This window comes from Kitasatospora sp. NPDC004289 (assembly GCF_053602875.1).
In genome coordinates, this window is the sequence record NZ_JBSGEL010000001.1 from 212,412 (window position 1) to 235,650 (window position 23,239).

21 protein-coding genes are annotated in these 23,239 nt (G+C 74.4%); 12 read left to right on the forward strand and 9 right to left on the reverse strand.

Annotated elements, in window-relative coordinates; genetic code table 11:
• Positions 1-27: 27 nt before the first annotated feature.
• Together ACWEPF_RS00965 and ACWEPF_RS00970 are read right to left on the reverse strand one after the other, a co-directional pair.
• Positions 28-693: a LytR C-terminal domain-containing protein gene (locus ACWEPF_RS00965; protein ID WP_452170942.1), complete on the reverse strand. Its 666-nt coding sequence runs from the start codon at positions 691-693 to the stop codon at positions 28-30.
• A 217-nt stretch (positions 694-910) separates the two neighbouring features.
• Positions 911-1,207 carry a type II toxin-antitoxin system VapB family antitoxin gene (locus tag ACWEPF_RS00970; protein ID WP_104817069.1) on the reverse strand — a complete coding sequence of 99 codons (297 nt, stop codon included), beginning with the start codon at positions 1,205-1,207 and terminating at the stop codon, positions 911-913.
• A gap of 147 nt (positions 1,208-1,354) precedes the next feature.
• Between ACWEPF_RS00970 and ACWEPF_RS00975 the strand changes: the two genes are divergently transcribed.
• The gene (locus ACWEPF_RS00975) at positions 1,355-2,932 is read left to right on the forward strand and encodes a helicase HerA-like domain-containing protein (RefSeq protein ID WP_452170869.1); all 1,578 of its coding nucleotides are present in this window, start codon (positions 1,355-1,357) and stop codon (positions 2,930-2,932) included.
• Between the two features lie 290 nt (positions 2,933-3,222).
• On the opposite strand, the gene ACWEPF_RS00980 is transcribed toward ACWEPF_RS00975, so the two are convergent.
• Both ACWEPF_RS00980 and ACWEPF_RS00985 read right to left on the reverse strand, forming a co-directional pair.
• Complete coding sequence (locus ACWEPF_RS00980; protein WP_452170870.1) at positions 3,223-4,380, reverse strand: hypothetical protein; 1,158 nt, start codon at positions 4,378-4,380, stop codon at positions 3,223-3,225.
• A 93-nt stretch (positions 4,381-4,473) separates the two neighbouring features.
• A complete protein-coding gene (locus ACWEPF_RS00985; protein WP_452170871.1) occupies positions 4,474-5,199 on the reverse strand; it encodes a rhomboid family intramembrane serine protease in 726 nt (241 codons plus the stop codon).
• A gap of 67 nt (positions 5,200-5,266) precedes the next feature.
• Between ACWEPF_RS00985 and ACWEPF_RS00990 the strand changes: the two genes are divergently transcribed.
• Together ACWEPF_RS00990 and pyrB are read left to right on the forward strand one after the other, a co-directional pair.
• The gene (locus ACWEPF_RS00990) at positions 5,267-5,785 is read left to right on the forward strand and encodes a YbhB/YbcL family Raf kinase inhibitor-like protein (RefSeq protein WP_452170872.1); all 519 of its coding nucleotides are present in this window, start codon (positions 5,267-5,269) and stop codon (positions 5,783-5,785) included.
• 107 nt (positions 5,786-5,892) lie between these two features.
• Positions 5,893-6,927, forward strand: coding sequence for an aspartate carbamoyltransferase (gene pyrB, locus ACWEPF_RS00995; protein ID WP_452170873.1), 1,035 nt, complete (start codon positions 5,893-5,895; stop codon positions 6,925-6,927).
• 7 nt (positions 6,928-6,934) lie between these two features.
• On the opposite strand, the gene ACWEPF_RS01000 is transcribed toward pyrB, so the two are convergent.
• Positions 6,935-7,642: a nucleotidyl transferase AbiEii/AbiGii toxin family protein gene (locus ACWEPF_RS01000; protein ID WP_452170874.1), complete on the reverse strand. Its 708-nt coding sequence runs from the start codon at positions 7,640-7,642 to the stop codon at positions 6,935-6,937.
• Between the two features lie 57 nt (positions 7,643-7,699).
• Between ACWEPF_RS01000 and ACWEPF_RS01005 the strand changes: the two genes are divergently transcribed.
• Entirely contained in the window at positions 7,700-7,906 is a 207-nt protein-coding gene (locus ACWEPF_RS01005) for a KTSC domain-containing protein (RefSeq protein WP_345287104.1), read from the forward strand.
• Here the strand turns inward: ACWEPF_RS01005 and ACWEPF_RS01010 are convergent.
• The gene (locus ACWEPF_RS01010; protein ID WP_345287102.1) at positions 7,899-8,504 is read right to left on the reverse strand and encodes an HhH-GPD-type base excision DNA repair protein; all 606 of its coding nucleotides are present in this window, start codon (positions 8,502-8,504) and stop codon (positions 7,899-7,901) included. The genes ACWEPF_RS01005 and ACWEPF_RS01010 overlap by 8 nt on opposite strands.
• Positions 8,505-8,614: 110 nt before the next feature.
• Here ACWEPF_RS01010 and ACWEPF_RS01015 point away from each other — a divergent pair, with 110 nt between their 5' ends.
• Positions 8,615-9,316 (forward strand): Crp/Fnr family transcriptional regulator, encoded by a 702-nt coding sequence (locus ACWEPF_RS01015; protein WP_345287100.1) that lies wholly within the window; start codon positions 8,615-8,617, stop codon positions 9,314-9,316.
• Between the two features lie 68 nt (positions 9,317-9,384).
• Here ACWEPF_RS01015 and ACWEPF_RS01020 read toward each other — a convergent pair whose 3' ends face one another.
• Entirely contained in the window at positions 9,385-9,876 is a 492-nt protein-coding gene (locus ACWEPF_RS01020) for a hypothetical protein (RefSeq protein ID WP_452170875.1), read from the reverse strand.
• Between the two features lie 233 nt (positions 9,877-10,109).
• On the opposite strand from ACWEPF_RS01020, the gene ACWEPF_RS01025 reads away from it, so the two are divergent.
• Genes ACWEPF_RS01025 through ACWEPF_RS01040 form a run of 4 tightly spaced genes read left to right on the forward strand, consistent with a single transcriptional unit; the run spans position 10,110 to position 15,865 of the window.
• Positions 10,110-10,895: a hypothetical protein gene (locus ACWEPF_RS01025; protein ID WP_452170876.1), complete on the forward strand. Its 786-nt coding sequence runs from the start codon at positions 10,110-10,112 to the stop codon at positions 10,893-10,895.
• On the forward strand, positions 10,892-13,021 hold the full coding sequence (locus ACWEPF_RS01030) for a hypothetical protein (RefSeq protein WP_452170877.1): 2,130 nt from the start codon (positions 10,892-10,894) through the stop codon (positions 13,019-13,021). Before ACWEPF_RS01025 ends, ACWEPF_RS01030 begins: the two co-directional genes overlap by 4 nt.
• The gene (locus tag ACWEPF_RS01035) at positions 13,018-14,334 is read left to right on the forward strand and encodes a hypothetical protein (protein WP_452170878.1); all 1,317 of its coding nucleotides are present in this window, start codon (positions 13,018-13,020) and stop codon (positions 14,332-14,334) included. Before ACWEPF_RS01030 ends, ACWEPF_RS01035 begins: the two co-directional genes overlap by 4 nt.
• Positions 14,324-15,865: a DUF4407 domain-containing protein gene (locus tag ACWEPF_RS01040; RefSeq protein WP_452170879.1), complete on the forward strand. Its 1,542-nt coding sequence runs from the start codon at positions 14,324-14,326 to the stop codon at positions 15,863-15,865. Before ACWEPF_RS01035 ends, ACWEPF_RS01040 begins: the two co-directional genes overlap by 11 nt.
• Positions 15,866-15,876: 11 nt before the next feature.
• Here ACWEPF_RS01040 and ACWEPF_RS01045 read toward each other — a convergent pair whose 3' ends face one another.
• Positions 15,877-19,029 carry a BTAD domain-containing putative transcriptional regulator gene (locus ACWEPF_RS01045; RefSeq protein ID WP_452170880.1) on the reverse strand — a complete coding sequence of 1,051 codons (3,153 nt, stop codon included), beginning with the start codon at positions 19,027-19,029 and terminating at the stop codon, positions 15,877-15,879.
• 144 nt (positions 19,030-19,173) lie between these two features.
• Here ACWEPF_RS01045 and ACWEPF_RS01050 point away from each other — a divergent pair, with 144 nt between their 5' ends.
• Complete coding sequence (locus tag ACWEPF_RS01050; RefSeq protein ID WP_452170881.1) at positions 19,174-20,112, forward strand: NAD(P)-dependent oxidoreductase; 939 nt, start codon at positions 19,174-19,176, stop codon at positions 20,110-20,112.
• A 60-nt stretch (positions 20,113-20,172) separates the two neighbouring features.
• On the opposite strand, the gene ACWEPF_RS01055 is transcribed toward ACWEPF_RS01050, so the two are convergent.
• Complete coding sequence (locus tag ACWEPF_RS01055) at positions 20,173-20,583, reverse strand: organic hydroperoxide resistance protein (RefSeq protein WP_345287085.1); 411 nt, start codon at positions 20,581-20,583, stop codon at positions 20,173-20,175.
• Between the two features lie 122 nt (positions 20,584-20,705).
• Between ACWEPF_RS01055 and ACWEPF_RS01060 the strand changes: the two genes are divergently transcribed.
• A complete protein-coding gene (locus ACWEPF_RS01060) occupies positions 20,706-21,176 on the forward strand; it encodes a MarR family winged helix-turn-helix transcriptional regulator (protein WP_345287083.1) in 471 nt (156 codons plus the stop codon).
• 77 nt (positions 21,177-21,253) lie between these two features.
• The gene (locus tag ACWEPF_RS01065) at positions 21,254-23,239 is read left to right on the forward strand and encodes an ABC1 kinase family protein (protein ID WP_452170882.1); all 1,986 of its coding nucleotides are present in this window, start codon (positions 21,254-21,256) and stop codon (positions 23,237-23,239) included.

Consider the following 23,239-nt stretch of genomic DNA (forward strand, 5'->3'; position numbering starts at 1 on the left):
GCCGCCGGAGCCCGGCGGCGGGGCCGGTCAGCAGCTGCCGGGCACCGGGCTGGGGGTGGGCGAGGGCTTGGTGGCCTCGGCCAGTGCGGCGGCGGCCTGGTTCGGTTCGAGCAGTGCGGTGAAGGCGTCGCCGACCACCACGTCCACGGAGCCGTCCACCCGGGTGTCGGCCGACTTGGTGGCGCCGCCGACCTGGGAGGCGAGCAGGGTGGCGCCGCCGAGGCCGCCGGGGCCGCTGATCACCTGGACGGTGGTGGTGGGCAGCTTCTCCACGTTGGCGGGCGCGTTGCCGACCTTGCCGATGGTGAAGCCGCGCTTCTTGAACTCCTCGGCGGTCCGCGCGGCCAGGCCCGACTTGGCGGTGGCGTTGTAGACGTTCACCGTCACGGCGTTCGGCTGCGGGACGGCCGTCGAGGTGGCGCCGGCGGTGGGGGAGGCGGCCGGGGTGCCGGCCGGTTCGGGGGCGGCCAGCGGCTTCCCGGAGGGGGAGGCGCAGGCCTGCGCGGTGCCGCCCTTCTTGCCGGAGAAGATGTCCACCAGCTGCACGCCACCGAGGGCGATCAGCGAGAGGGCCAGCAGGGCGCCGATCGCGGCAAGGATCTTGCGGCTCTTCTTCGGCGGGCGTCCAAGGCGGGGGTAGGAGTTACCGGTGATCCGGTACTGCTTCCCCTTCAGTCCCTGGGGAGTCAACATGCTCACGGGTCGGTCTCCCCCTCGTGCCAGGGCAAGGGTCGGGCGGATGCGGCCGACGGGGCGGAGTGCCGGAGTCTGCGGCCGTAATCAGCAGATTAGTGCCACACCCGGCCCGGAGGTACTAAATGATCATCATCTGGAGTACGCGGGCACTCGAAAGGATGTACCGGCGTCCGAACGGACGACGGCAGCGGTCCCGCGAAGGAGTGACGGAGGGTCAGTCCATCTCGAGGACGCGGGCGTGCAGGACCTGGCGCTGCTGGAGTGCGGCCCGGACCGCGCGGTGCAGGCCGTCCTCCAGGTAGAGGTCGCCGCGCCACTTCACCACGTGGGCGAAGAGGTCCCCGTAGAAGGTGGAGTCCTCGGCCAGGAGGGTCTCGAGGTCCAGCTGGCCCTTGGTGGTGACCAGTTGGTCCAGCCGCACCGGGCGCGGCGCGACGTCCGCCCACTGGCGGGTGCTGGTCCGGCCGTGATCCGGGTACGGCCGTGCGTTGCCGATGCGCTTGAAGATCACACGGAAAGCCTACCGTCACGCCGCCCCGGGGCACAGCAAGCGTGACCCGGCCTGCGTTCGGTGATTCGTAGGGATTACATAGGAAACATCCCCTTTTCGGGGTGGTTGTTCTGACGATCCGTTCGCGAGGACCGGGAGCCTGCCGAGATGACCACCGACCAGAAGCCCACCGACGAGCTGCCGGCCGAGGTGCGGGAGATCGCGGCCGGATACGCCTTCACCGGCCCCGCGCTCGACCTCGGCGCCGTGCTGCTGGACGGCACCGCCTTCCCCGGGGCGCCGGTCCGCATCCCGCTCGGGGCGCTGAACCGGCACGGTCTGGTGGCCGGGGCGACCGGCACCGGCAAGACCAAGACCCTCCAACTGATCGCCGAACAGCTCTCGGCCCAGGGCGTCCCGGTGTTCCTGGCCGACGTGAAGGGCGACGTCTCCGGCATCTCCGCGCCCGGGCAGGCCAACGAGAAGGTGGCCGGCCGGGCCGCCGAGGTCGGACAGGTCTGGTCGGCGCAGGGCTGCCCGGCCGAGTTCTACGCCCTCGGCGGGCTCGGCGACGGCATCCCGCTGCGGGCCACCGTGACCAGCTTCGGGCCGCTCCTGATGTCCAAGGTGCTGGAGCTGAACGAGACCCAGGAGGCCTCGCTCTCGCTGATCTTCCACTTCGCCGACCGCAACGGCCTGGAGCTCTACGACCTCAAGGACCTCTCGGCGGTGATCTCCTTCCTCACCTCCCCCGAGGGCAAGGAGCAGCTCAAGGGCATCGGCGGGCTGTCCGCCGCCACGGCGGGGGTGATCCTGCGGTCGGTGACGGTGCTGGAGAACGAGGGGGCCGGGTCCTTCTTCGGCGAGCCGGAGTTCGACACCTCCGAGCTGCTGCGGTGCGCGCAGGACGGGCGCGGGGTGGTCTCGGTGCTGGAGCTGCCGGCGGTGCAGGACCGGCCGCGGCTGTTCTCCACCTTCCTGATGTGGCTGCTGGCCGAGCTCTACCAGGAGCTGCCGGAGGTGGGGGACCCGGAGAAGCCGAAGCTGGTGTTCTTCTTCGACGAGGCGCACCTGCTGTTCAAGGGCGCCTCGAAGGCCTTCCTGGAGGCGATCACCCAGACGGTGCGGCTGATCCGCAGCAAGGGGGTCGGGGTCTTCTTCGTGACCCAGACGCCCAAGGACGTGCCGGGGGACGTGCTGGCGCAGCTGGGCAACCGGGTGCAGCACGCGCTGCGGGCCTTCACGCCGGACGACGCCAAGGCGCTGAAGGCGACCGTCTCCACCTTCCCGAAGTCGGCCGCCTACGACCTCGGGGAGGTGCTGACCGGGCTCGGGACGGGGGAGGCGGTGGTGACGGTGCTCTCCGAGAAGGGCGCGCCGACGCCGGTCGCGGCCACCCGGCTGCGGGCGCCGCAGTCGTTGATGGGGCCGGTGCCGGCGGAGGCGCTGCGGGCGGCGGTGGACGGGTCGGCGCTGATCGGGCGCTACCGGGACGCGGTCGACCGCGAGTCGGCGTACGAGAAGCTGACGGCCCGTCCGGAGGCGGAGGCGGAGGCGCCGCCGCAGCCCGAGGCACTGCCCGAGCCCGCTCCTGCTCCCGCGCCGCCGGCGGCGAAGCCCGAGCCGGGGCTGATGGACGCGCTGCTGAACAACCCGATGCTGAAGTCGTTCGCGCGCTCGGCGGGGGCGCAGGTCGGGAGGGAGATCTCGCGGAGCATCTTCGGGACGTCGCGTCGCAAGCGGTAGGGCCGCCTGCGGCGGGCGGGGCGGGAGGGGGGAGGGAGAGGGCGGCGGGGGCGCAGGTCGGGAGGGAGATCTCGCGGAGCATCTTCGGGACGTCGCGTCGCAAGCGGTAGGGCCGCCTGCGGCGGGCGGGGCGGGAGGGGGGAGGGAGAGGGCGGCGGGGGCGCAGGTCGGGAGGGAGATCTCGCGGAGCATCTTCGGGACGTCGCGTCGCAAGCGGTAGGGCCGCCTGCGGCGGGCGGGGTGGGAGGCCTCGCGGGGTGGGTGCGGGGCCTCCCGGCGGTGACGCGTCGTCAGCCGTTGAGGGCCTGGCCGATGCGGTCCATGGAGGAGAGCCGCATCAGGCCGTAGTTGTAGAACTCGACCTCCGGGACGCCGAGCTCGCGCAGGACGGCGATCTTGGCGGCGAGGTTGGCGGGGCCGTCGCAGTCCTCGGTCATCGGGCGGAGGATGACGGCCATCTCCTCGGGGCGCACGCCGTGCACCGCGAAGGCGGCGACCTTGTCGCGGACCGCCTCGGGGGTGCGGGCGTAGCCGAGGGTCTCGATCTGGTGGACGCCCTTGGTCAGGGCGGGCAGGTCGATGCCGGAGAGCCAGCCGGTGCCGGGGCCGCCGCCGTCCATGAAGCTGAGCCGCATGCCGTCGGCGGCGGCCGCCTCGGCGACCTCGGTGGCCAGCGAGGTGACGGTGCGGGCGGAGGCGTCCACGTACGCGGCCACCGCGCCGTCCGCGAGGCCGTCGAGCGGGGCGGGTTCGGCGGCCCGGGCCTCGTCGGACAGGCGGGCCCGGACCTCGGTGCGGACGGCGGTGCGGACGGCCTCCGCGTCCGGGCCGAAGGCGGCCCGGCAGTGCTCGCAGAAGCAGAGGCCGAGCAGGGCCTCGGTGACCGGTCCGAGCTGCTCGAAGTAGCGCTCGTGGTGGTAGCCGTGGCGCAGGCCGTGGAAGTGCAGCGACTCGGCGCGGATCGCGTCGACGCCGTAGCGGGCGAACTCGCCGACCAGGGTGGTGGCGTACTCGCGGACCTCGGGGTTGGCCGGGCAGAGCTCGGTGAGGTGGCGGTCGCCGAAGGCGTTCTCGGGGGAGACCTCGGGGTGGCGGAAGCCGAGCCGGTCGTTGTGGCAGAAGACCGTCCAGGCGTGCAGCTTGAGGCCGCGCCGCTGCGCCTCCTCGGCCGCCTCGGCGAACGGGTCGCGGTCGCCGATGGCGGTGGAGGGCAGCGGGGTGAGCCGGCGGCCGGCCCAGCGGGCCGGGTCGGGGCGGAAGTAGGCGGCGCCCGGCTCCAGGTAGCGGACCACCCGGTGCGGGTTGTGCGGGAAGACGTCGCGGGCCTCGTGGTAGACCGAGGCGAGGGTGACGCCGCCGACCCCGGCGCGGTCGGTGAGGTTGCCGAAGAAGGTCTCGGGGCCCTCGTCGAGCAGGTCGGTGGCGAAGGCGAGGACGGACGAGTCCACGGGGCGGCTCCGGACGGGTGGTGCGGGCGGGTGCGACCACGCTAACCGGGGGGCCCTCGAATGGTCTATACCTCCAAGGGGGGTGCGTCGGGTCTAGAGCCCCAGGTCGTCCAGCTCCTTGAGCAGCTTCTGGCGCTCCGTCAGCGCGGCTCCACCCTCCGTGGGGGCGGACTGGGCGGGGAGGACGGCCGAGGAGGGGGCGGCCGTGGCGGCGGTCGAGGCCTTCGGGCGGCGCTCGCGGAAGAGCCACGCGCCCGCCAGGCCGCCGATCAGCCCGCCCAGGTGGCCCTGCCAGCTGACGCCGGGGGTGCCGGGCACCGCGGTGGTGAGGATGTAGGCGAAGGAGGCTCCCATCACCACGCCGACCAGACTGTCGATCAGGTTCCGGTCGATCAGGCCGCGCAGCACCACGTAGCCGAAGTAGCCGAAGACCAGTCCGCTGGCCCCGATGGTGAGCGAGCGCTCCGGGGAGAACAGCCAGATCGCCGTCCCGCTGGTCAGGGCGACCAGTGCGGTCAGCCCGAGGAAGCGCTTGACGCCCCGGTAGGCGGCGAGGAAGCCGAAGATGAAGAGCGGGCCGGAGTTGCCCTCCAGGTGCGCCCAGTTGACGTGCAGGAAGGGCGCGGAGACCAGGTCGGGGAGGGAGTCGGGCTCGCGGGCCCGGATGCCGCCGTCGACGCTCAGCTGGTAGTCCGTCAGCCAGTTGACGAGGTGCAGCGCCCAGACCAGGCAGAGCACCCCGAACATCACGTAGAAGGCCCGCCGGGCCTCGGCGACCATCCGGCCGTAGTCGGGAGCGGGAGTCTGTTCGGCTGCCATGCCCCGCACTCTAGAGGTCATAGGCTGCGCAGTGACCCCCGCCACCGAAGTCGAGGAAGGTCCCGCGATGAGCCGGCGCCCGCCGCTGCCGTACGAATTCCTGCCCCCGGTCCCGTCGTTCGAGCTGACCAGCGAGGACCTCACCGAGGGCGGCACCATGCCGGACGCCCAGGTGCACGCGGCCGGGAACACCTCGCCGCAGCTGGCCTGGTCCGGCGCCCCCGAGGGGACGCTGAGCTACGCGGTCACCTGCTACGACCCGGACGCGCCGACCGCCAGCGGGTGGTGGCACTGGTTGGCCGTCAACCTCCCGGCCGCCACCACCGGGCTCCCGGCCGGGGCCGGCGCCTCGGACGGGACCCTGCCGGGCGGGGCGTTCCACGTCCGCAACGACTTCCCCGGCCACCGCTACGACGGGGCCGCCCCGCCGCCCGGCCCGGCCCACCGGTACGTCTTCGCGGTGCACGCGCTGGACGTGGCGGAGCTCGACCTCACCCCGGACACCCCGGCCGCGGTGGTGGGCTTCCACCTCACCCACCACGCGCTCGGCCGGGCGCTGCTCACCGTCGAGTACGCACGGCCGTGACCTGCGGCGGCCGTCGTCCGGGCCCGCGGAGGGCCCGGGCGGCGGCCGGTGCCCGGCCAGTAAACTGACGGCGTCCAGCGCGTCGCCCGAGGGAGAACCCAGCCGCCATGTCACTGACCGGGAAGCACATCCTCTCCAGCGACCAGTTCGAGCGGCAGGACCTGGAGCAGCTGTTCCGGCTGGCCGACCTGCTGGTGCCGGTGGCCCGGGGCGAGCAGATCACCCGGGTGCTCGAGGGCGCCGTGATGGCCAGCCTGTTCTTCGAGGCCTCCACCCGTACCCGGCTCAGCTGCGAGACCGCGTTCCTGCGCCTGGGCGGCGGGGTCACCTCCACCACCGGCACCGAGGTCACCTCGATCGCCAAGGGCGAGTCGCTGGCCGACACCAGCCGCGTGGTGACCGGCTACGTCGACCTGGTGGTGATGCGTCACCCCGAGGTCAGCTCGATCCACGAGTTCGCCGCCGCGACCAACGTCCCGGTGGTCAACGCCGGCAACGGGGCGGGCGAGCACCCGACCCAGGCGCTGCTGGACATGTTCGCCCTGCACCGCGAGTTCGACCGGCTCGGCAAGTCCATGGACGGCCGCCGGATCGCCCTGGTCGGTGACCTCAAGCACGGCCGCACCGTGCACTCGCTGGTCAAGCTGCTCTCCCGCTACCAGGACATGACCATCGTCTGCGTGGCCCCGGAGGAGCTGGGCATGCCCGCCCACCTGCTGGAGCTGGCCGCCGAGCGCGGCCACCGGGTCGAGGTGACCGACCAGCCGACCCTGGGCCTCAAGGACGCCGACCTCGTCTACACCACCCGCCTGCAGACCGAGCGCTTCAAGGACCGGCCGCTGCCCTACAGCGACGACTTCCGGATCGACAGCGCCCTGGTGAACCGGGTCTGCCGGGAGGACGCGGTGATCATGCACCCGCTCCCGCGCGACTCCCGCCCCGGCTCCAACGACCTCAGCGCCGACCTCAACCGCGACCCGCGGCTGGCGGTCTTCCGGCAGACCGACGCCGGCATCCCGACCCGGATGGCGCTCTTCGCCTCGGTGCTCGGCGTCGCCGAGGAGATCCCCGGCTCGCTCCGCCCGGCCCGCTGGTACCGGCCGGAGTACGTCGGGCCGGACGACGCGCCGTTCTACAAGTGACGGCGGTTCAGGACTCCCCGTCGGGGTCCTCGTCGTCCTCCTCCGCGAGCGGTGCCTGACGTTCCATCAGGCGCTCCGTGAGGTCGTCCAGCCAGCCCTGCGCCCAGTCGCGCAGGGCGGCGGACTCCCCGGCGTCGAGCCCCAGCCGGGCCAGGTCGCGCTCCTCGCGCCACCCCGCCTCGGCCAGCCGGGCCTGCAGCTCGGCCGGGTCCAGCCCCGGCTCGCCGGTGTGCCGGCGGCCCAGGGTCTCCAGCTCCGGGTACGACCACCGGTCCGCCAGGGCGAACAGGTCCGCGAGGTCCCGGGGCAGCCCCCGGTCGACCAGGGCGCGGACCTTCGTCCCGGCCAGGTCCGCCAGGGCCAGCACCGGCCCGTCCGGGCCCTGGTGCGGGGGCTGCCAGAAGTTCTCCTTCCGCAGCTCCACCCCGTACTCCTCGCCCGTCCCCGGACCGGCCGCCGTCAGGGCGGAGGCCAGCGGATCGTCCACCAGCACCCGGACGGTCCAGCCGCGGGCCAGCAGTTCGGCGGCCGTCCGCGCGGTCAGCTCCTCCAGCGGCACCGGGCTCGCGGTCGCCAGCTCCACCGTGCGCACCGGCCGGTCCGGCAGGCCGTGCGCGAGGGCGGCGCAGTCGCCGCCGAGCACCAGCGGGAAGCGGGTGCCGAGCGCCAGCAGATCGGCCAGCAGCCGCCGTCCGGTGTCCGTCATGGGTGACATGCCGTCAGTATCGCCGGGCCTGCGGCTCCCCGCTCATACTGGAGGGCGGAGCACCCAGTGGAACGCCTACCCGTCGAATCCAGCTGCCTCTCCTCCGTCGGCCACCGGGGCACGACGCTGGAGCTGGAGTTCCACGGCGGCTCGGTCTACGCGTACGCGGACGTGCCCGAGGCGGAGTACCGCGCACTGCTCGCCGCGCCCAGCCTCGGCCGGTACTTCCACGCACACATCCGGGACCGGTACCCCTACCGCCGCCTCAGCTGACCCTGCCCGTCCTGGCGGCCTTCTCCGCCTTGGCCGCCGCCTTCATCTCCTGCTTGTGCGCCCGCACCTGGGAGAGGGACTCCGGCCCGGTGATGTCCGCCACCGAGCGGAAGCTGCCCTCCTCCCCGTACGCGCCGGCCGCCTGCCGCCAGCCCTCCGGCCGCACGCCGTACTGCTTGCCCAGCAGCGCCAGGAAGATCTGCGCCTTCTGCCGCCCGTACCCCGGCAGCGCCTCCAGCCGCTTGAGCAGCTCGGCCCCGGTCGAGGCCCCCCGCCAGACGGCCTCCGCGTCGCCGTCGTACTCCGCCACCAGGTACTGGCAGAGCTGCTGCATCCGCTTGGCCATCGACCCCGGGTACCGGTGCACCGCCGGGGTCCGTGCGCAGAGCGCCACGAACCCCTCGGGGTCGTAGGTGGCGATGGCGTGCGCGTCCAGGTCCTCCCCGCCCATCCGGTCCAGCACCACCCGGGGCCCGCTGAACGCCTTCTCCATCGGCACCTGCTGGTCCAGCAGCATGCCGATCAACGCCGCCAACGGGCTGCGCCCGAGCAGTTCGTCGGCCTCCGCCTGCTGCGCCAGGTGCACCTCGGTCGCCATCGCCGTCTCCTCGTCGTCGCTGCGGCCCAGCGTAGGTGTGCCCGCCCGCCCCGGCGGGGTGCCGCTCCGAGGGCTTCACCTGGGGCTCCGACGGGGGTTCAATACCGGACATGAGGGAGAACGCGCCCTGGGCGCGCAACTCGTACCTGGCCCGGCTGGAGCCGGTCCAGGCAGAGCGTCTGCTGGGCCTGGCCCGTCAGGTCCGGTACGCGCCGGGCGAAGTGATCGTGCGTCAGGGGGACGACGGCACCCACGTCTGCCTGCTCCAGCCGGTGGACAGCTCGGCGCTGGCCTGCGCCAAGGTGACCGCGACCCTGGAGAACGGGGCGGAGGGGCTGCTCGGCATCAGGGTCGGGGGAGACCTGGTGGGGGAGCAGGCCGTGATCACCGACGGGACGCGCTCGGCCACCGTGACGGCCTGCAGCCCGGTGCTGGTCGGCCACGTCACGCGGGAGCGGTTCATGGGCTTCCTGGCCGAACACCCCTCGGCGGGGCTGGCGTTGACGGTGATGATGGCGGACCGGCTGAACTCGGCCAACCGGCGCCGGCTCGACTTCGCGGCCTTCGACGTGGCGCAGCGGCTCTCCCGGATCCTGGTCGAGCTGGTCGAGCAGTACGGGCACCGGGTCGGCGGCGGTCACAGCATCGGGGTCGAGCTCTCCCAGCCCGAGCTCGGCCGGCTGATCGGGGCGGGCACCGACGCCGTCGGCCGGGCGATGCACCGCCTGAAGGCGGCCGGGCTGGTCCGCTCGCAGTACCGCAGCGTCGTGGTGCTCGACCTGGAGGGGCTGCGGCACTTCGCCGACGAGTGAGCCGCCCCGCTCCGGCCCCTCCGCGGTGCCTCGCCGACGCGTGAGCTCCCCCGCCCCGCTCCCGGCGGTCACCAGGAGCGGAGCAGGGCCGCCACCACCCCGAGCAGCAGCATCACGGCCGTCCAGGGCGTCGCCCTGGACAGGTGCCGGTTCTTCAGCAGGGCGATCTGGCCCAGCAGTTGGGCCATCGCCCAGGCCTCCACCCGCTGGGCGTCCGGATCGGCACCGGCGACGTGGCCGAGGCCGAGGTGGCCGACGCCCGTCATGGCGAACCGGCTGGGCGGCACCGGCGGGCTCAGCCGGGGGCGGAGCGCCTGGACCAGATGGAGTCCGGAGATCAGGAAGGCCGCCACGAAGCCCGCCATCACCAGCAGCGTGGGCACCGGGAAGCGGGCCGGGGTGTCCCGCCCGGCCAGGGCGCTCACCACCGCGACCACCCCGCCGGTGTGCACCACCAGGAGGGTGTTGACCTTGCTGTCGGCCTGCTGCACGTAACCCTGGAAGGCGGTCAGCGCGCTGAGTGCGACGCTCAGCGCGGACGGCTCCGGCTGAGCCGCCATGTCGATTTGATGATTCGTCAAAGCCCCCCCTTGGTACGGGTGTTCGCACATTCATGGAAGCTCGGTAACGAATCGGAGATGCCGGAGGAATCCGGGTTCCGCTGTGTGAGCATGGTCACCCGCGAGGGGTGCGATCGACCGGGGGGAATCCGTATCGATCCGGTATTCCTGCTGCCCCGGCGCACCACACTGCTGCCCATGAGGCGCATCACCGCAAGGAAGGCTGGGCGGAGTTGAGCAGGTTTCAGGGCGGGCCGCGACGGCTGCTGCTCTCCACCGATGTCGAGGGGTACGGGAAGGGTGACGACCGGACCCAGTTCGACACGCAGCGCGGGCTGGTGCAGGTGCTCGGCGACGCCGCCGACGCGGTCGGCCTCGCACGGTCGGACTGGATCCGACAGGGCGCCGGGGACGGGGAGTTGGCGATCCTGCCGGCCGACGTCCCGGAGGCGAAGGTGGTCGACGACTACGTGGCCGAGCTGCGCGCCGCGCTGGCGTACCACAACGAGCCCAGGCGCCCGGAGCACCGGCTCCGGCTGCGGCTCGCGGTGCACTTCGGGCCGGTCTCGGACGCCGACAACGGCTTCGCCAGCCAGGGCGTGGTCCTGGTCAGCCGGCTGATCGACGGTGCGCCGGTCAAGCGGGCGCTGGCCGTGGCCAGGGCGGCCGACCTGGTGGTGGTCGTCTCGGACCGGGTCTACACCGACACCGTGCTCCAGCGGCACACCCGGCTGGCCCCGGGGGAGTTCCGGCGGGTGACGGTGGAGACCAAGGAGCGTCCGGTGGCGGCCTGGCTCCGGGTGCCGGGGGAGGACGTCCACGGGCTGGACCTCGACGGCGGCGCGGGCCCGAGCGCGGGATCGGGGTCGGGATCGGACCCCGGGCCGGAGCGCGGAAGCGCGGATCCGGCTCCGGCCGCGTCGGCGCCCGGCCTCCAGCAGGTCTTCCACCACGTCACCGCCCCCGGTTCGGTGTTCGGCTTCGGGACGGTCCACAACCGGCACGGGAACGACCGGTGAGCGAGGAGGAGGGGGCCGATCCGGCCGACGGCCCGGGCGCGGCGGCGGCCGAGCCCGAGGGGGGTGCGGCCGGCGAGGACGAGGGGCTGCCGGCCGAGGAGCTGGTGGCCGACCAACTCGCCAGTGCCGTCCAGGTGTTCCAGCTGTTCGCCGGTCCGGTGGACGCCCGCAACAGCGTCTTCGGCCAAGGCGGCGGAACCGGGCGGGAGCCGGGGCGCCCGGCGCGCCGCGCCACCGACACCGGGCGGCTCACCGAGGACGACCTGGCCGACGCCACCACCGGGTACATCCGGCCGGCGCCGTACGACGGAGCGCTCGCCCTGCTGATGAAGCACCGGGTGGTGGAGCTCTGGGGCGAGGCCGGCACCGGCAAGCGGGCCGGGGCGGTCGTGCTGCTCGACGAGCTGCTCGACGGGCCGGTCTTCCTGCTCCGTCCCACGCTCTCGCTGCGGCAGCTGGCCGAGCGCGACTACCGCTCCGGCTGCGGCTACGTCCTGCCGGGCCGGCTCGGCGAGGGGGACCGGGCCGAGGACACCGACCTGCTCTGGCGCCGGGTGCGGACGACGGTCCGGGAGGCCGGCGCCCACCTGGTGGTGACCGCCTCGGTGGCCTCGCCGCCCTCGCCCTGGCGGGTGGAGTGGCGCCGGCCGGACGCCCGGGCGCTGCTGCTGGCCGGGCTCGGGCCGGCCGAGCTCCCGCCCGGCACGGTGGACGAGGTGCTCGCCTCGGTGCCCGCCGACTTCCGCCCGCAGGACCTGCGGACGGTCGCCCGGAGGCTGGCCGCCGGGGAGGGGACGGCGGCCGCCCTCGAACAGTTCTCGCTGGCGGCCTCGGCGGCGGTGGCCGACTGGTTCCGCGCCGGGCCCGGGCCGGTCGAGGTGCTGGAGGTGACGGCGCTGGCCTTCAGCGAGCACACCAGCATCCAGGAGTACGAGCACGGCCTGGCCGAACTGGTGGAGCGGATGGCGGTGGCGGTGCCCTCGCTGGCGCCCTCCGTCGAGGACGGGCCGGACGCCCCGGCGGTGCCGGTGCTCCCGGCCAGCCGGGCCGCCCGGATCAGGCCCGACGGCCTGATCCGGCGGGAGCGGCTGGCCGAGGGCGTCCGGACCAGGGCGGTGATGGTCTTCCGCGAGCCGGTCTACCGGCAGCGGGTGCTGGCCGAGCTCAACGACCACTACGACGTGGCGTTCTGGCGGGGCGTCAGCAGCTGGCTGGCGGGCCGGGTCCGCGGCCGCCCGGACGCCGACCCCGAGCTGCGCACCGCGGTCGCCTCCGGGCTGGCCGAGCTGGCCAGGCTGGAGGTGTACGAGGTGGAGAACTCCTGTCTCCACCCGTGGGCCGCCGGACAGCTGGGGTGGGCCGGGCAGCAGACCGCCGTCCACACCCTGTGGATGATGTGCCGGCTGGACGAGGGGCTCGCCCCCGTCGCGCTGAGCATCGCCGAGGGCTGGGTCACCGGCCCGAACAAGGCGCGGCGGTGGGCCGGTTCGGTGGCCTTCACCGGCGAGCTCGGCCTGCGCTACCCGCACGAGGCGGCCGCCCGGCTCTGCGGCCTGGTGCGGCAGGACGAGCGGCTGCGGGGGATGGCCCAGCAGGCGCTGGGCGTGCTGTTCGCGATGCTCACCGCCGAGGGCCGGGCCGCGACCGTGGTGCTGAAGAACCTGGAGCGGATGGACGCCGCCGAGCGCCGGCGCGACCCCGGGGCCGTGTTCTCCACGGTGCTCGCGGTGCTCTCCGCCCCCGCCGAGCGGGCCGCGGGCCTGGCCGTGATGCACCACCTGGCGGCCCGGCCGGACCACGCCGCCCGGCTGGGCCGGCTCTGGGCCGACCTGCTCCGCTACCGACCGCTGCGACGGGGGGCGTTGACGGCGCTGGTGCGGGCCGTGGAGGGCCTGGACCGGTCCGGCGGCCCGGCACGGGCGAGGGCGCAGGCGGAGGCCGCGCGGCTCGGAGCGGCGCTCGGCCCCGCCCTGCCGCACCGCGAACTGGTGCCGCTGCGGCGAGAACTGACCAACCTGGTGGCCGGAACGCGGCAGCGGCCGGCCCCCGACGAACTGATCGAAGTCCTGCTCGCGGCGGTGGAGGAGAGCCACGGCCGCCCGGCCTGGGAAGAGGAAGCACGATGAGCAAGCCCTACCCGGTGGTCCACCAGCAGCCGCTGGCCGAACCACCCAAGCGCGGTCCGTTCGGCCTGGCGAGCCGGCGACGGACCTCCGACGAACTGCCCTCGGTGGCCGCCCACGAGGTGCTGGTCTTCCGGGTCGACGGACGGTACGTCCTGGACACCGGCCGGCGGCGGCTGGACGACCCGCAGCTGGTGAACGCCAACCACGTCTCCGTGGTCGACCTGCGCCGGAACGTCCTGGTGACGGTCCGGATGTCGATCCCCTCGGCCGAGGCGGCCGAGTTCAAGGTGGACGTCACCTTCAGCTGCACGGTCACCGACCCCGCCGTGGTGGTGCAGGAGGGGCAGGACGACGCCGAGCGCGTCCTGCTGGCCTACCTGCGGCGGCACAAGCGGTTCTTCGAACTCGGCCTGGACCACCGCCTCGCCGACATCACCCGGCTCCGACGGGACGTCAACGCCCAGGTGATGGCGTACACCGCGGTCTCCCCGCCCCGGATCTCGGGCATGGCCGTCGCCTACGCCAGCATCGAGATGCCGGACCCGGACGAGCTGGTCGGCTTCCAGCGGCAGCGCCGGGACCAGGACCGCAGCAACGTGCTGGCCAGCGAGAAGCTGACCCAGAACCACCGGCTGGACTTCGCCCGGCAGCAGCAGGACCAGCTGATGCTGAACCACCGCCGCGACTTCGAGCGCGGCAACGAGGTGGTCGACCAGGACCACGAGCAGATGCTCGCCCGGGAGCGGCGGGAGTTCGAACGCCGGGAGGCGGAGCTGGCCGCCCGGACGTTCGGCGACGATCCGGACGCGGCCGTCTACTGGGGCCAGGCCGCCGGCGAGCTCACGGTGACCGACGTGCGCGACCAGCTGCTGGCCAGGGAGGAGCGGCGGCAGGAGGCGGAGCGGGAGCGCCGGGCCATCGAGCGCGCGGACCGGCTGCAGCGGCAGGACCGCCACTGGGAGGTCCAGCGGGAACGGATCGAGGTGAAGCGGCAGCGCCAGGCGGAGCTGCAGGACCGCAGCCGGGCCGACCGGAAGGAGCAGGCGGCGCTGGAGCGCGCCCTGGCGGCCGAACAGCAGGCCAACGAGCGGGCCGACCGGGCCTGGGAGCGCAACGCCACGCTGGAGGTGGTGCGGGACCTGATCAAGCGGGGCCACGGCGACCAGACCTTCGTCGACTTCGAGCGGATGCTCACCAAGCTCGGGGCCGGCACCCCGGCGCTGGACGGGCCCGAGGCGGCCGAGCTGGAGACGGGCGGCCGCGGCCGCGGCACCAAGTACGACGCGGTGGGCGAGGACGACGATGACGACTGACCGGACCGTGCCCGGGGACGGGCCGGAGCAGGTGCCGGGGGACGTCCCGCAGGAGCCGCTCGCGCAGGGGACGCCTGCGGAGGGGACGTCTGCGGGGGAGGTGTCCGAGGAGGTGCCTGCGGACGGGGCGCCCGTGCAGGGGGTGCCCGGGGAAGGGGTGCCCACTGCGGAGCCCTTCGAGCCGGTGCCCGTCGCGGGGCCGGTGCTGGTGGTCAGGCCGGCCGGGCCGGGCGGTGCCGTCGGCCGCCGGATCCGCAAGGTCGCGGGGGTGGACGAGGACGTCCTCGACTGGGTGCCGGAGGAGCGCCGGAAGTACACCTGGATGGGTCTGGTCATCCTCAACACCGGTCTGTTCGCCGGGCTTTCGCTGCTGAGTGCGATGAACCGGTTCCTCGGAGCCTCCTGGTGGGTGCTGCTGCCCCCGGCGCTGCTCTGGGCCTGGGTGATCGTCTGCCTGGACGGCATGATGATCGCCGGCTCGCACGGGAAGACCGGCGTCGGCCGCTGGCGGGCGCTGCTGCCCCGGCTGGCGCTCTCGGTGCTGCTCGGACTCTTCATCGCCGAGCCGCTGATCCTGCGGGTCTTCGAGCCGGCCATCCACCAGGAGGTGAAGGAGTACCGGATCTCCACCGTCGGCGGCTACGAGGAGCTGCTCCACCGCTGCAACCCGGTGGACCGCGAGCGCTCCACCTCCGGGGACTGCCGGGACAACCCGGTCTCGGTGCCGGACACCCGGGTCGCCGCGAAGCAGCGGCAGGCCGACGCCCAGGAGGCCCGCAACCGCCTGGCCACCGAGGTGGACCGGCTGAAGCAGCTGATGCAGACCCAGCAGAACCTGGCCCACGACGAGTGCACCGGCACCTCCCGGCAGGGCACCACCGGCCGGGCCGGGATCGGCCTCAACTGCCTCCAGGACCGCAAGGAGTTGGAGGAGACCACCGCGCTGCACGCCCGGCAGCAGGGGCTGCTCGACCAGGCGGAGCAGGAGCTGACGGGCCACTCCGGTGAGACGGGTGCCGCCGTCCGGACGTACACCGAGGCGCTGAACCGGGAGATCACCAAGGCGGTCGAGGAGAAGAAGGCCACCCAGGGCCGGATCGACCTGCTGGACGAGGTGGCCGCGCTGGACCGGTTGGGCGAGCGCAACTGGGTGGTGCGGATGACCGAGTGGCTGGCCCGGCTGGTGCTGATCGTGCTCGACTGCCTGCCGGTCCTGGTGAAGCTGATGAGCGGCACCACCGCCTACGACCGGCGGCTGGAGCGGCAGTTGGCGGCCGACGAGGTGCTGCACGACGCGCGCAAGGACCTGGAGGAGCAGCTCGGCATGTCCGACGCCCGGATCCGGCTCTCCCAGCTGCGCTACCACGAGCGGCAGCGGATGGCCGCGCTGGACCAGGCGGACATGGACAAGCAGGCCATGGAGGAGGCCGAAGTGGACGCCGCGATCGAGGAGTTGGCCGCCAAGTTCCGCCGCCAGGCCCGGGTGACCGAGGACACGGACGACCTCCGGTGGGAGGCGGCCCGGTACTGACCGCTCCGGGGTCAGGGGACCAGGGCGGAGTGGGGGAGCAGGGTGCCCTCGGCGTGGTGGGTGGTGAATGCCGCCGCGCCGAGGGCGGCCCGGGCCAGGGCGCCGATGCGGTCGACGTCGGTGCGTTCGGCCGTGGGGAGCGGGGCGCCCACGGCGGCGCGGGTGGCGGCGGCGCAGCCGAGCAGGCGGGCGGCGGCGGGGTGGTCGCCGGTGGCCGCGGCGGTGCCGGCCAGACCTTCGAGGGCCAGGGCGACGGCCCGGGGGTCGCCGAGGGCACGGGCGATGGCGAGGCCGTCGAGGTGGTGGCGCCGGGCGGTGGCCTGGTCGCCCGACTGCTCGGCGGCGAAGCCGAGTTCGGCGAGCAGCAGGGTGGTGACGGGGCCGTAGCCGGCCCGGCCGCCGTAGGCGTCGAGGAGTCGGTGCAGGCGGCTGGTGGCGGCCTGCGGGTCGCCGGCGCGGCGCTCGCCGAGGGCCAGGCCGAGCTCGGCGTTCAACGCGCCCGCGCGGTGGCCCTGTTCGACCGCGAGGAGGCGGGACCGCTCGTGCAGCGCACGGGCCTCGGCGAGGTCGCCGGTGAGCAGGGCGGTCCGGCCGAGGCTGGAGAGCCGCTTGGCCTGTTCGGTGCGCAGGCCGAGCCGTTCGGCGGTGGCCAGACCGGTGCGGTGCAGGCGGGTGGCGGTGCGGTAGTCGCCGGCGATCTCGGCCAGTGCGGCGAGCGGGAAGACGTTCTGCAACTCGCCCCAGCCGTCGCCGAGTTCGCCGAAGATCCGGGAGCTCCGCTCGCCGTCGGAGCGGGCCGCCGGCAGCTCGCCGCGGCCGAGGGCGTGCCGGGCCCGGACGCTGAGCGCGGCCGCGGTGGTCCAGCGGTCGGCCCCGGTGGAGGCGAGGGCGGCCGCGACGAGGTGCTCGCTCTCGGCGGCGTCGCCGCTGCCGAGCTGGGCCCAGCCGAGGAGCCAGGTGAGGAAAGGGAGTTCGGACGTGTCCGGGTGGCGGGCGAGCAGTTCGCGCAGGTGCGGGCCGTCCGCCTCGGCGCCGCCCTCCAGCAGGGCGATCCCGGCCAGCCAGACGGCGGTGGTCGGGTGGTCGCCGAGGGCGAGGGCGGCGGTGAGGGCCCGGCGGGCCTCGGCGTAGCGGCAGCGGAGCACCCAGTACCAGGCGAGGGCGCCGACCAGGGTGTGGGCGGCCGCCGCGGACCGGCCCGTGGTGGCGTGCTCGACCGCGCGGCGGAGCTCGGGCGACTCGGCGTCGAGCGAGGCCAGGGCCCGCGCCTGGGTGTGGCCCTTCAGCAACGGTCCGGTGGTCAGGGCGAGTTCGGTGAAGTGCCGGAGGTGGCGGTCGCGGGTGGCGGCGAGCTCGCCGTGCTCGGTCAGCTGTTCCAGGGCGTAGGCGCGGACGGATTCGAGAAGTCCGTACCGGGGGCCGTCGGCCCGGTCGGCGAGGGTGAGCAGCGAACGGTCCACCAGCCGGGCCAGCAGGCCGGGGACGTCCCCGGCCGGTACGTCGGGGCCGGCGCACAGGGCGGCGGCGGTCCGCGGGGTGCAGCTCTCGGCGGTGACCGCGAGGCGGCGCAGCACGGACTGCTCGGGCGGGGTGAGCAGGCTCCAGCTCCAGTCGATCACCGCCCGGAGGGTCTGCTGCCGGGCCGGAGCGCCGCGATGGCCGCCGGTGAGGAGCTCCAGGCGCTGGTCGAGACGGTGGTCCAGCCGGGCCAGCAGGCCGTGCACCCCGAGGGTGCGGGCCCGGGCGGCGGCCAGTTCGAGGGCCAGCGGGTTGCCGTCCAGTCGGCGGCAGAGCTGGGCGACGGCCGGGGCGTTCTCCTCGTCGAGGGCGGCGCCGGAGCGCCGGAGGAAGAGCCGGGCGGCGGCCGCACCGCCGACCTGGGCCAGGCCGTCATCGACCGGGAGGGGCAGTGGCGGTACGTGGTACGGGAGTTCGCCCTCCAGGTCGAGGAGCTCCTGACTGGTGAGGAGCGCGCTCAAGCCGGGGGTGGCGGCCAGCAGGGGGCCGAGCAGCTCGGCCACGGCCCGGGTCAGGTGTTCGCAGTTGTCGAGCAGGAGCAGCAGGTCGCGTCCGCGCAGGGCGTCGTGCAGGTGGGTGGTGGGTGAGGGGGTGGGGCGGCCGCGGTCGGTCCGTTCGGCCTCGGCTCCGACGGCGGTGAGGACGGCCTCGGCGACCTTGGCGCTGTCGCTGCCGGGGGCGAGGGCGGCGAGCTCGACCAGCCGGGCGCCGTCCCGGTGGCTCCGGGCGGCCTCCCGGGCGGCGGCCAGCGCCAGCCGGGTCTTGCCGATGCCGCCGGGGCCGGTCAGGGTGACCAGGCGGCCGGCCGCCAGCAGCTCCCGTACCTGTGCCAACGGTCCGTCCCGGCCCACGAGTTCGGAGACCGGCGCGGGGAGGTTGCCGGTGTCCGCGGGTGGGAGCAGCGTGGGGTCGCGGCGGAGGATCTGCCGGTGGAGCGAGGCCAGGGACGGTTCCGGGTCCAGGCCGAGCTGGTCGGCGAGGGCGCGGCGCAGTTCGGCGTAGGCCTCCAGGGCCTCGTCCTGGCGGCCGGAGCGGTACAGGGCGCGGAGCCGGGCGGCGCACAGGCGCTGGCGCAGCGGATGGCGGGTGGTCAGATCGGCCAGCCGGGGCAGGAGTTCGCGGTGCTGCCCGAGGTCGATCCGCGCCTCGGCCAACTCCTCCTCGGCGGTGAGGCGGGCCTCGTCCAGCCCCGCGGCCGCCGCGAGGGCGAAGGGCCGGTCGGCGAAGTCGGCGAAGGCCGGGCCGCGCCAGAGCTCCAGGGCCTCGGTCAGCAGTCGTGCCCGCTCGGCGGGGCGGTCGGTGGCCCGGGCCTCGGTGGTGAGGGCGGTGAAGCGGGCCGCGTCGAGGGCGGCGCCCTCGACGTCGACCCGGTAGCCGGCGGGGCCGGAGTGCACCAGGGCACGGGCTCCGGGCTCGGCGGCGTCGAGGACGCGGCGGAGGTGGGAGAGCTTGCCCTGGAGGGCGTTGAGCGGGTGGGCGGGGAGGCGATCGGGCCAGAGGTGGTCGACCAGGCGGTGCGGCGGCACCGGACGGCCGGGCTCGGTGAGCAGCGCGGCCAGCAGGGCACGGACCTTGGCCTCGGGCACCCGTACCGGCGCGCCGTCGTCGGCCCACGCGGCGACCGGTCCGAGCACCCCGAATCTCATGATCGTCAGCCTAACCGCGGGGGGACGGCAGCACGTGCAACTGGCTTGCCTGCGCCGATCTCACGCTGGTCCGCCTTCCGGACTCGCGCAGTTCCTCGCGCCCCCGGCCACACCGTCCGGGCCTGCAGCAACAGCGGACCGACAGTGGACCGGCAGTGCGGGCGGCGACGGTGGGGGCAGCGAACGGAACGGCCGCTCGCCCGTACCGGAGGTACTCCCATGACCAACGTCACCGTGCTCGGCCTCGGCAACCTCGGCCAGGCCCTGGCCGCCACCCTGCTGACGGCGGGTCACTCCGTCACCGTCTGGAACCGTTCGCCGGAGAAGGCGGCGAAGCTCGTCGAGCAGGGCGCCGTCCGGGCCGGGTCCGCCGCGGAGGCGGTCGCCGCCGCCGAGCTGGTGGTGGTCGCGCTGCTGGACTACCCGACGGTGCACGGCGTGCTCGAACCGCTGGCCGAGGAGCTCGCCGGGCGGACCGTGGCCAACCTGACCAGCGGCACCCCCGAGCAGGCCCGTGCCTTCGCGGCCTGGGCCGAGCGGAGCGGGGTCCGCTACCTGGACGGTGCGGTGATGGCGGTGCCGCAGACGGTCGGCACCCCCGAGGCCTTCCTGTTCTTCAGCGGCTCCCCGGAGGCGTACCGGGAGCACCACGAGCTGCTGGCCCTGCTCGGCGAGCCGAGGCACCTGGGCGAGGACCCGGGGCTGGCGCTGCTCCAGGACGTCGCCCTGCTCAGCGGGATGTACGGGATGTTCGCCGGGCACTTCCAGGCGGTGGCGCTGGGCTGGTCGGCGGGCCTGTCGGCGGTCGAGGTGACCACGCAGCTGGTGCGCTGGCTGACGGCGCTGCTGCCGGCCCTGCCGCACTTCGCGGCCGAGATGGACTCCCGGGACTACACCACCGAGACCTCCAACATCGCGATCAACGCCACCGGCCTCGGCAACATCCTCCGTGCCACCGAGCGGCAGGGCGTGCCGGCCGGCCTGCTCGCCCCGCTGCAGGAGCTGTTCCTCCGTCAGCTGGACGCCGGCCACGCCGCGGCCAGCCTCTCCCGGGCGGTGGAGGAGCTGCGGGCGGGGGAGTGAGCGGCACGCCGCAGGCCCGGACCGCGGGGGCGGTCCGGGCCTGCGGCGGCTGCGGGTCGGTCACTCGACGACGAGCTCGACCGGGATGTTGCCGCGGGTGGCCTTGGAGTAGGGGCAGACCTCGTGGGCCTGCTTGACCAGCAGGTGGCCGGTCTCGTTGTCGAGGGCCTCGGGCAGCTCGACGCGCAGGACGACGGAGAGGCCGAAGCCGGAGTCGTCCTTGCCGATGCCGACCTCGGCGGTCACCGAGACGTCGCCGGTGTCGACCTTGGCCTGGCGGCCGACCAGGCCGAGGGCGCTGGCGAAGCAGGCGGCGTAACCGGCGGCGAACAGCTGCTCGGGGTTGGTGCCCTCACCGGAGCCGCCGAGGGCCGGCGGCATGGCCAGGGCGAGGTCCAGCTGACCGTCGGAGCTGACGGCCCGGCCCTCCCGGCCGTTCGCGGTGGCCACGGCGGTGTAGAGCGCGCTCATGTCGACGTTCCCTTCGGTCTGTGCCGCCGGTGGGGTCCGGCGGTCCTCCTGACGGGCTCAAGTAGAGCACGCAATTAAATTGTGCGCAACTGAATAGCGTGGGGTGGCGCTACCCTGGACCCATGACCACGCCGCCCACCGAGCTGCCGGACGAGGACTTCCTCCGGCTCGACAGCCAGATCTGCTTCTCGCTGCACGCCGCCTCGCGCGCCTTCAACGGCGTCTACCGGGTGATCCTCAAGGACCTCGGGATCACCTACCCCCAGTACCTGGTGATGCTGGTGCTCTGGGAGCAGGGCGCGCTGCCGGTCAAGCGGATCGGCGAGCACCTGCGCCTCGACTCGGGCACCCTCTCCCCGCTGCTCAAGCGCCTGGAGGCGGCCGGCCTGATCCGTCGCGAGCGCAGCCCGGAGGACGAGCGCTCGGTCGTCGTCAGCCTCACCGAGGCCGGTGCGGAGCTGCGCGCCGAGGCCGCCGGGGTGCCGCGCCGGATCCTGGCCGCCACCGGCCTCCCGGTCTCCGAACTCGCGACCCTGCACGCCCAGTTGGCCAGGGTCACGGCGGCCCTGGACGCGGCCGGCGCCGAGGCCTGAGCCCGGCGGCGGCCGTCGGTCGTACGCTCCTCGCAAAATCTGATGATCTCTCAGATCGTCGGTGGTGAAGTGGCCCCATGACCTTCACCTTCCTGGCCGCCGTCGTCGTGGGCGTCGCGGTCAACACGGCCCTGCTGGCCTCCGGGGCCAGGCGGCTGCTCGACACCCGGTTCTCGCTGCTGCGGACGGTGATCGCCGGTACGGTCGGCCAGTTCGCGGCCGGCCCCGTGATCAACGGGCTGCTGGGCCGGGTCGACCCGGAGCGCAGGCCGGGCCTGGCGGTGCTCTACGTCGGGCTCGGCTGGGCCGTGGCGCTGCTGATCGCGATGATCGTGCTGGTGCTCTGGGAGGCCTTCGTGCCGGCCGGCGGCACCACGCCGCTCGGCCTGCTCCGCGGCCTGCGGTCCCGGGTCCAACGCACCCGCCGGTACTGGCAGTTCACCCGCATCCTGGTGCGCAACGGCCTCGGCCCCGAGCTGCGCGGCCGGGGCCGGGCCTCGGGGCCGGCCGACCAGGCCCGGCTGGCCCGGGCGCTGAGCAGCGCGCTGGAGCAGGGCGGCGTGACCTTCGTGAAGCTCGGCCAGGTGCTCTCCACCCGCCGTGACCTGCTGCCGCCGGCCTTCGTCGAGGAGCTGGCCCGGCTCCAGGACGGTGCCGCGCCCGTCCCGTGGGCGGAGCTGGAGCCGGTGCTGCGGGCCGAACTGGGCGCCCCCGTGGAGGAGGTGTTCGCCGCGTTCGACCGCGAGCCGCTCGCCTCCGCCTCGGTGGCCCAGGCGCACACCGCCCGGCTGCGCACCGGGGAGGAGGTGGTGGTCAAGGTCCGGCGTCCGGGGACGGCCGCGACCGTCGAGCGCGATCTGGAGATCGTCGGGCGGCTGGCCAGGACCGTCGACCGCCGCGGCGGCTGGGGGCGGTCGATCGGGGTGGCCGCGCTGGCCGAGGGCTTCGCCACGGCACTGCGCGAGGAGCTGGACTTCCGTGTGGAGGCGCGGAACATGACCGCGGTGGCCGCCGCTGCCGACGCCCGCGACGGCGGGGAGCCCGGGCCGGTGCGGGTGCCGCGTCCGTACCAGGACCTGTGCGGCGAGCGGGTGTTGGTGATGGAGCGGCTGACCGGGACTCCGCTGGCCAAGGCCGGGCCGCTGATCGAGCAGGCGGGCCTGGACCGCCGGGTGCTGGCCCGGCAGCTGCTGGAGGCGGTGCTGCGGCAGATCACCCTGGACGGGGTCTTCCACGCCGACCCGCATCCGGGCAACGTGCTGCTGCTCACCGACGGCTCCCTCGGCCTGCTGGACTTCGGCTCGGTCGGCCGCCTGGACCGCGAACTGCGCGCCGCGCTGGGGCGGTTGACGGTCGCGCTGAACCAGGCCGACCCGGTCGGGATGACCGACGCGCTGCTGGAGGTGACCACCCGCCCCGACGGGCTGGACGAGGCGGCGCTGGAGCGCGACCTCGGCGCCTTCATGGCCCGGCACCTGGGCCCCGGCGCCGCCCCCGACGTCCAGCTCTTCGCCGCGCTGTTCCGGCTGGTCGCCCGCCACCGGCTCACCGTCCCACCGGAGTTCGCCGCCGTCTTCCGTGCCCTGGGCACCCTGGAGGGTGGCCTCGGCCAGCTCGCCCCGGGCTTCGACCTGGTCGCCGAGACCCGCTCGTTCGGGGAGCGGCACCTCGCCGAGGCGCTCCGCCCGGCCTCGCTCAGGGAGGCCGCGGGCGACGAACTGCTCGCGCTGCTGCCGATGCTGCGGCGGCTGCCGCGGCGGCTGGACCGGATAGCCGGAGCGATGGAGGGCGGCCGCTTCGGCGTCAACGTCCGCCTGCTCGCCGACGAACGGGACCGGCGCACGGTCACCGGCCTGCTCCACCAGGTCCTGCTCACCGTGCTCGCCGCCACCTCGGGAGTGATGGCCGCCCTGCTGGTCGGCGTCGAGGGCGGGCCCACCCTGGACGGCCGGATCACCGTCCACCAGTTCCTCGGCTACTGCCTGCTGGTGGTCGCCTCGGCGCTCGCCCTCCGGGTGCTGGTCATCGTCTTCCGTCCGCACCGGGACCAGGGTCTACGGTGA

Excerpts from the sequence above, each read along its gene's own strand:
- ACWEPF_RS00965 (WP_452170942.1), bottom strand. The coding sequence starts at position 693 with ATGTTGACTCCCCAGGGACTGAAGGGGAAGCAGTACCGGATCACCGGT.
- ACWEPF_RS00975 (WP_452170869.1), top strand. The coding sequence starts at position 1,355 with ATGACCACCGACCAGAAGCCCACCGACGAGCTGCCGGCCGAGGTGCGG.
- ACWEPF_RS00985 (WP_452170871.1), bottom strand. The coding sequence starts at position 5,199 with ATGGCAGCCGAACAGACTCCCGCTCCCGACTACGGCCGGATGGTCGCC.
- ACWEPF_RS00990 (WP_452170872.1), top strand. The coding sequence starts at position 5,267 with ATGAGCCGGCGCCCGCCGCTGCCGTACGAATTCCTGCCCCCGGTCCCG.
- pyrB (WP_452170873.1), top strand. The coding sequence starts at position 5,893 with ATGTCACTGACCGGGAAGCACATCCTCTCCAGCGACCAGTTCGAGCGG.
- ACWEPF_RS01000 (WP_452170874.1), bottom strand. The coding sequence starts at position 7,642 with ATGTCACCCATGACGGACACCGGACGGCGGCTGCTGGCCGATCTGCTG.
- ACWEPF_RS01010 (WP_345287102.1), bottom strand. The coding sequence starts at position 8,504 with ATGGCGACCGAGGTGCACCTGGCGCAGCAGGCGGAGGCCGACGAACTG.
- ACWEPF_RS01015 (WP_345287100.1), top strand. The coding sequence starts at position 8,615 with ATGAGGGAGAACGCGCCCTGGGCGCGCAACTCGTACCTGGCCCGGCTG.
- ACWEPF_RS01020 (WP_452170875.1), bottom strand. The coding sequence starts at position 9,876 with ATGGCGGCTCAGCCGGAGCCGTCCGCGCTGAGCGTCGCACTCAGCGCG.
- ACWEPF_RS01035 (WP_452170878.1), top strand. The coding sequence starts at position 13,018 with ATGAGCAAGCCCTACCCGGTGGTCCACCAGCAGCCGCTGGCCGAACCA.
- ACWEPF_RS01040 (WP_452170879.1), top strand. The coding sequence starts at position 14,324 with ATGACGACTGACCGGACCGTGCCCGGGGACGGGCCGGAGCAGGTGCCG.
- ACWEPF_RS01045 (WP_452170880.1), bottom strand. The coding sequence starts at position 19,029 with ATGAGATTCGGGGTGCTCGGACCGGTCGCCGCGTGGGCCGACGACGGC.
- ACWEPF_RS01055 (WP_345287085.1), bottom strand. The coding sequence starts at position 20,583 with ATGAGCGCGCTCTACACCGCCGTGGCCACCGCGAACGGCCGGGAGGGC.
- ACWEPF_RS01060 (WP_345287083.1), top strand. The coding sequence starts at position 20,706 with ATGACCACGCCGCCCACCGAGCTGCCGGACGAGGACTTCCTCCGGCTC.
- ACWEPF_RS01065 (WP_452170882.1), top strand. The coding sequence starts at position 21,254 with ATGACCTTCACCTTCCTGGCCGCCGTCGTCGTGGGCGTCGCGGTCAAC.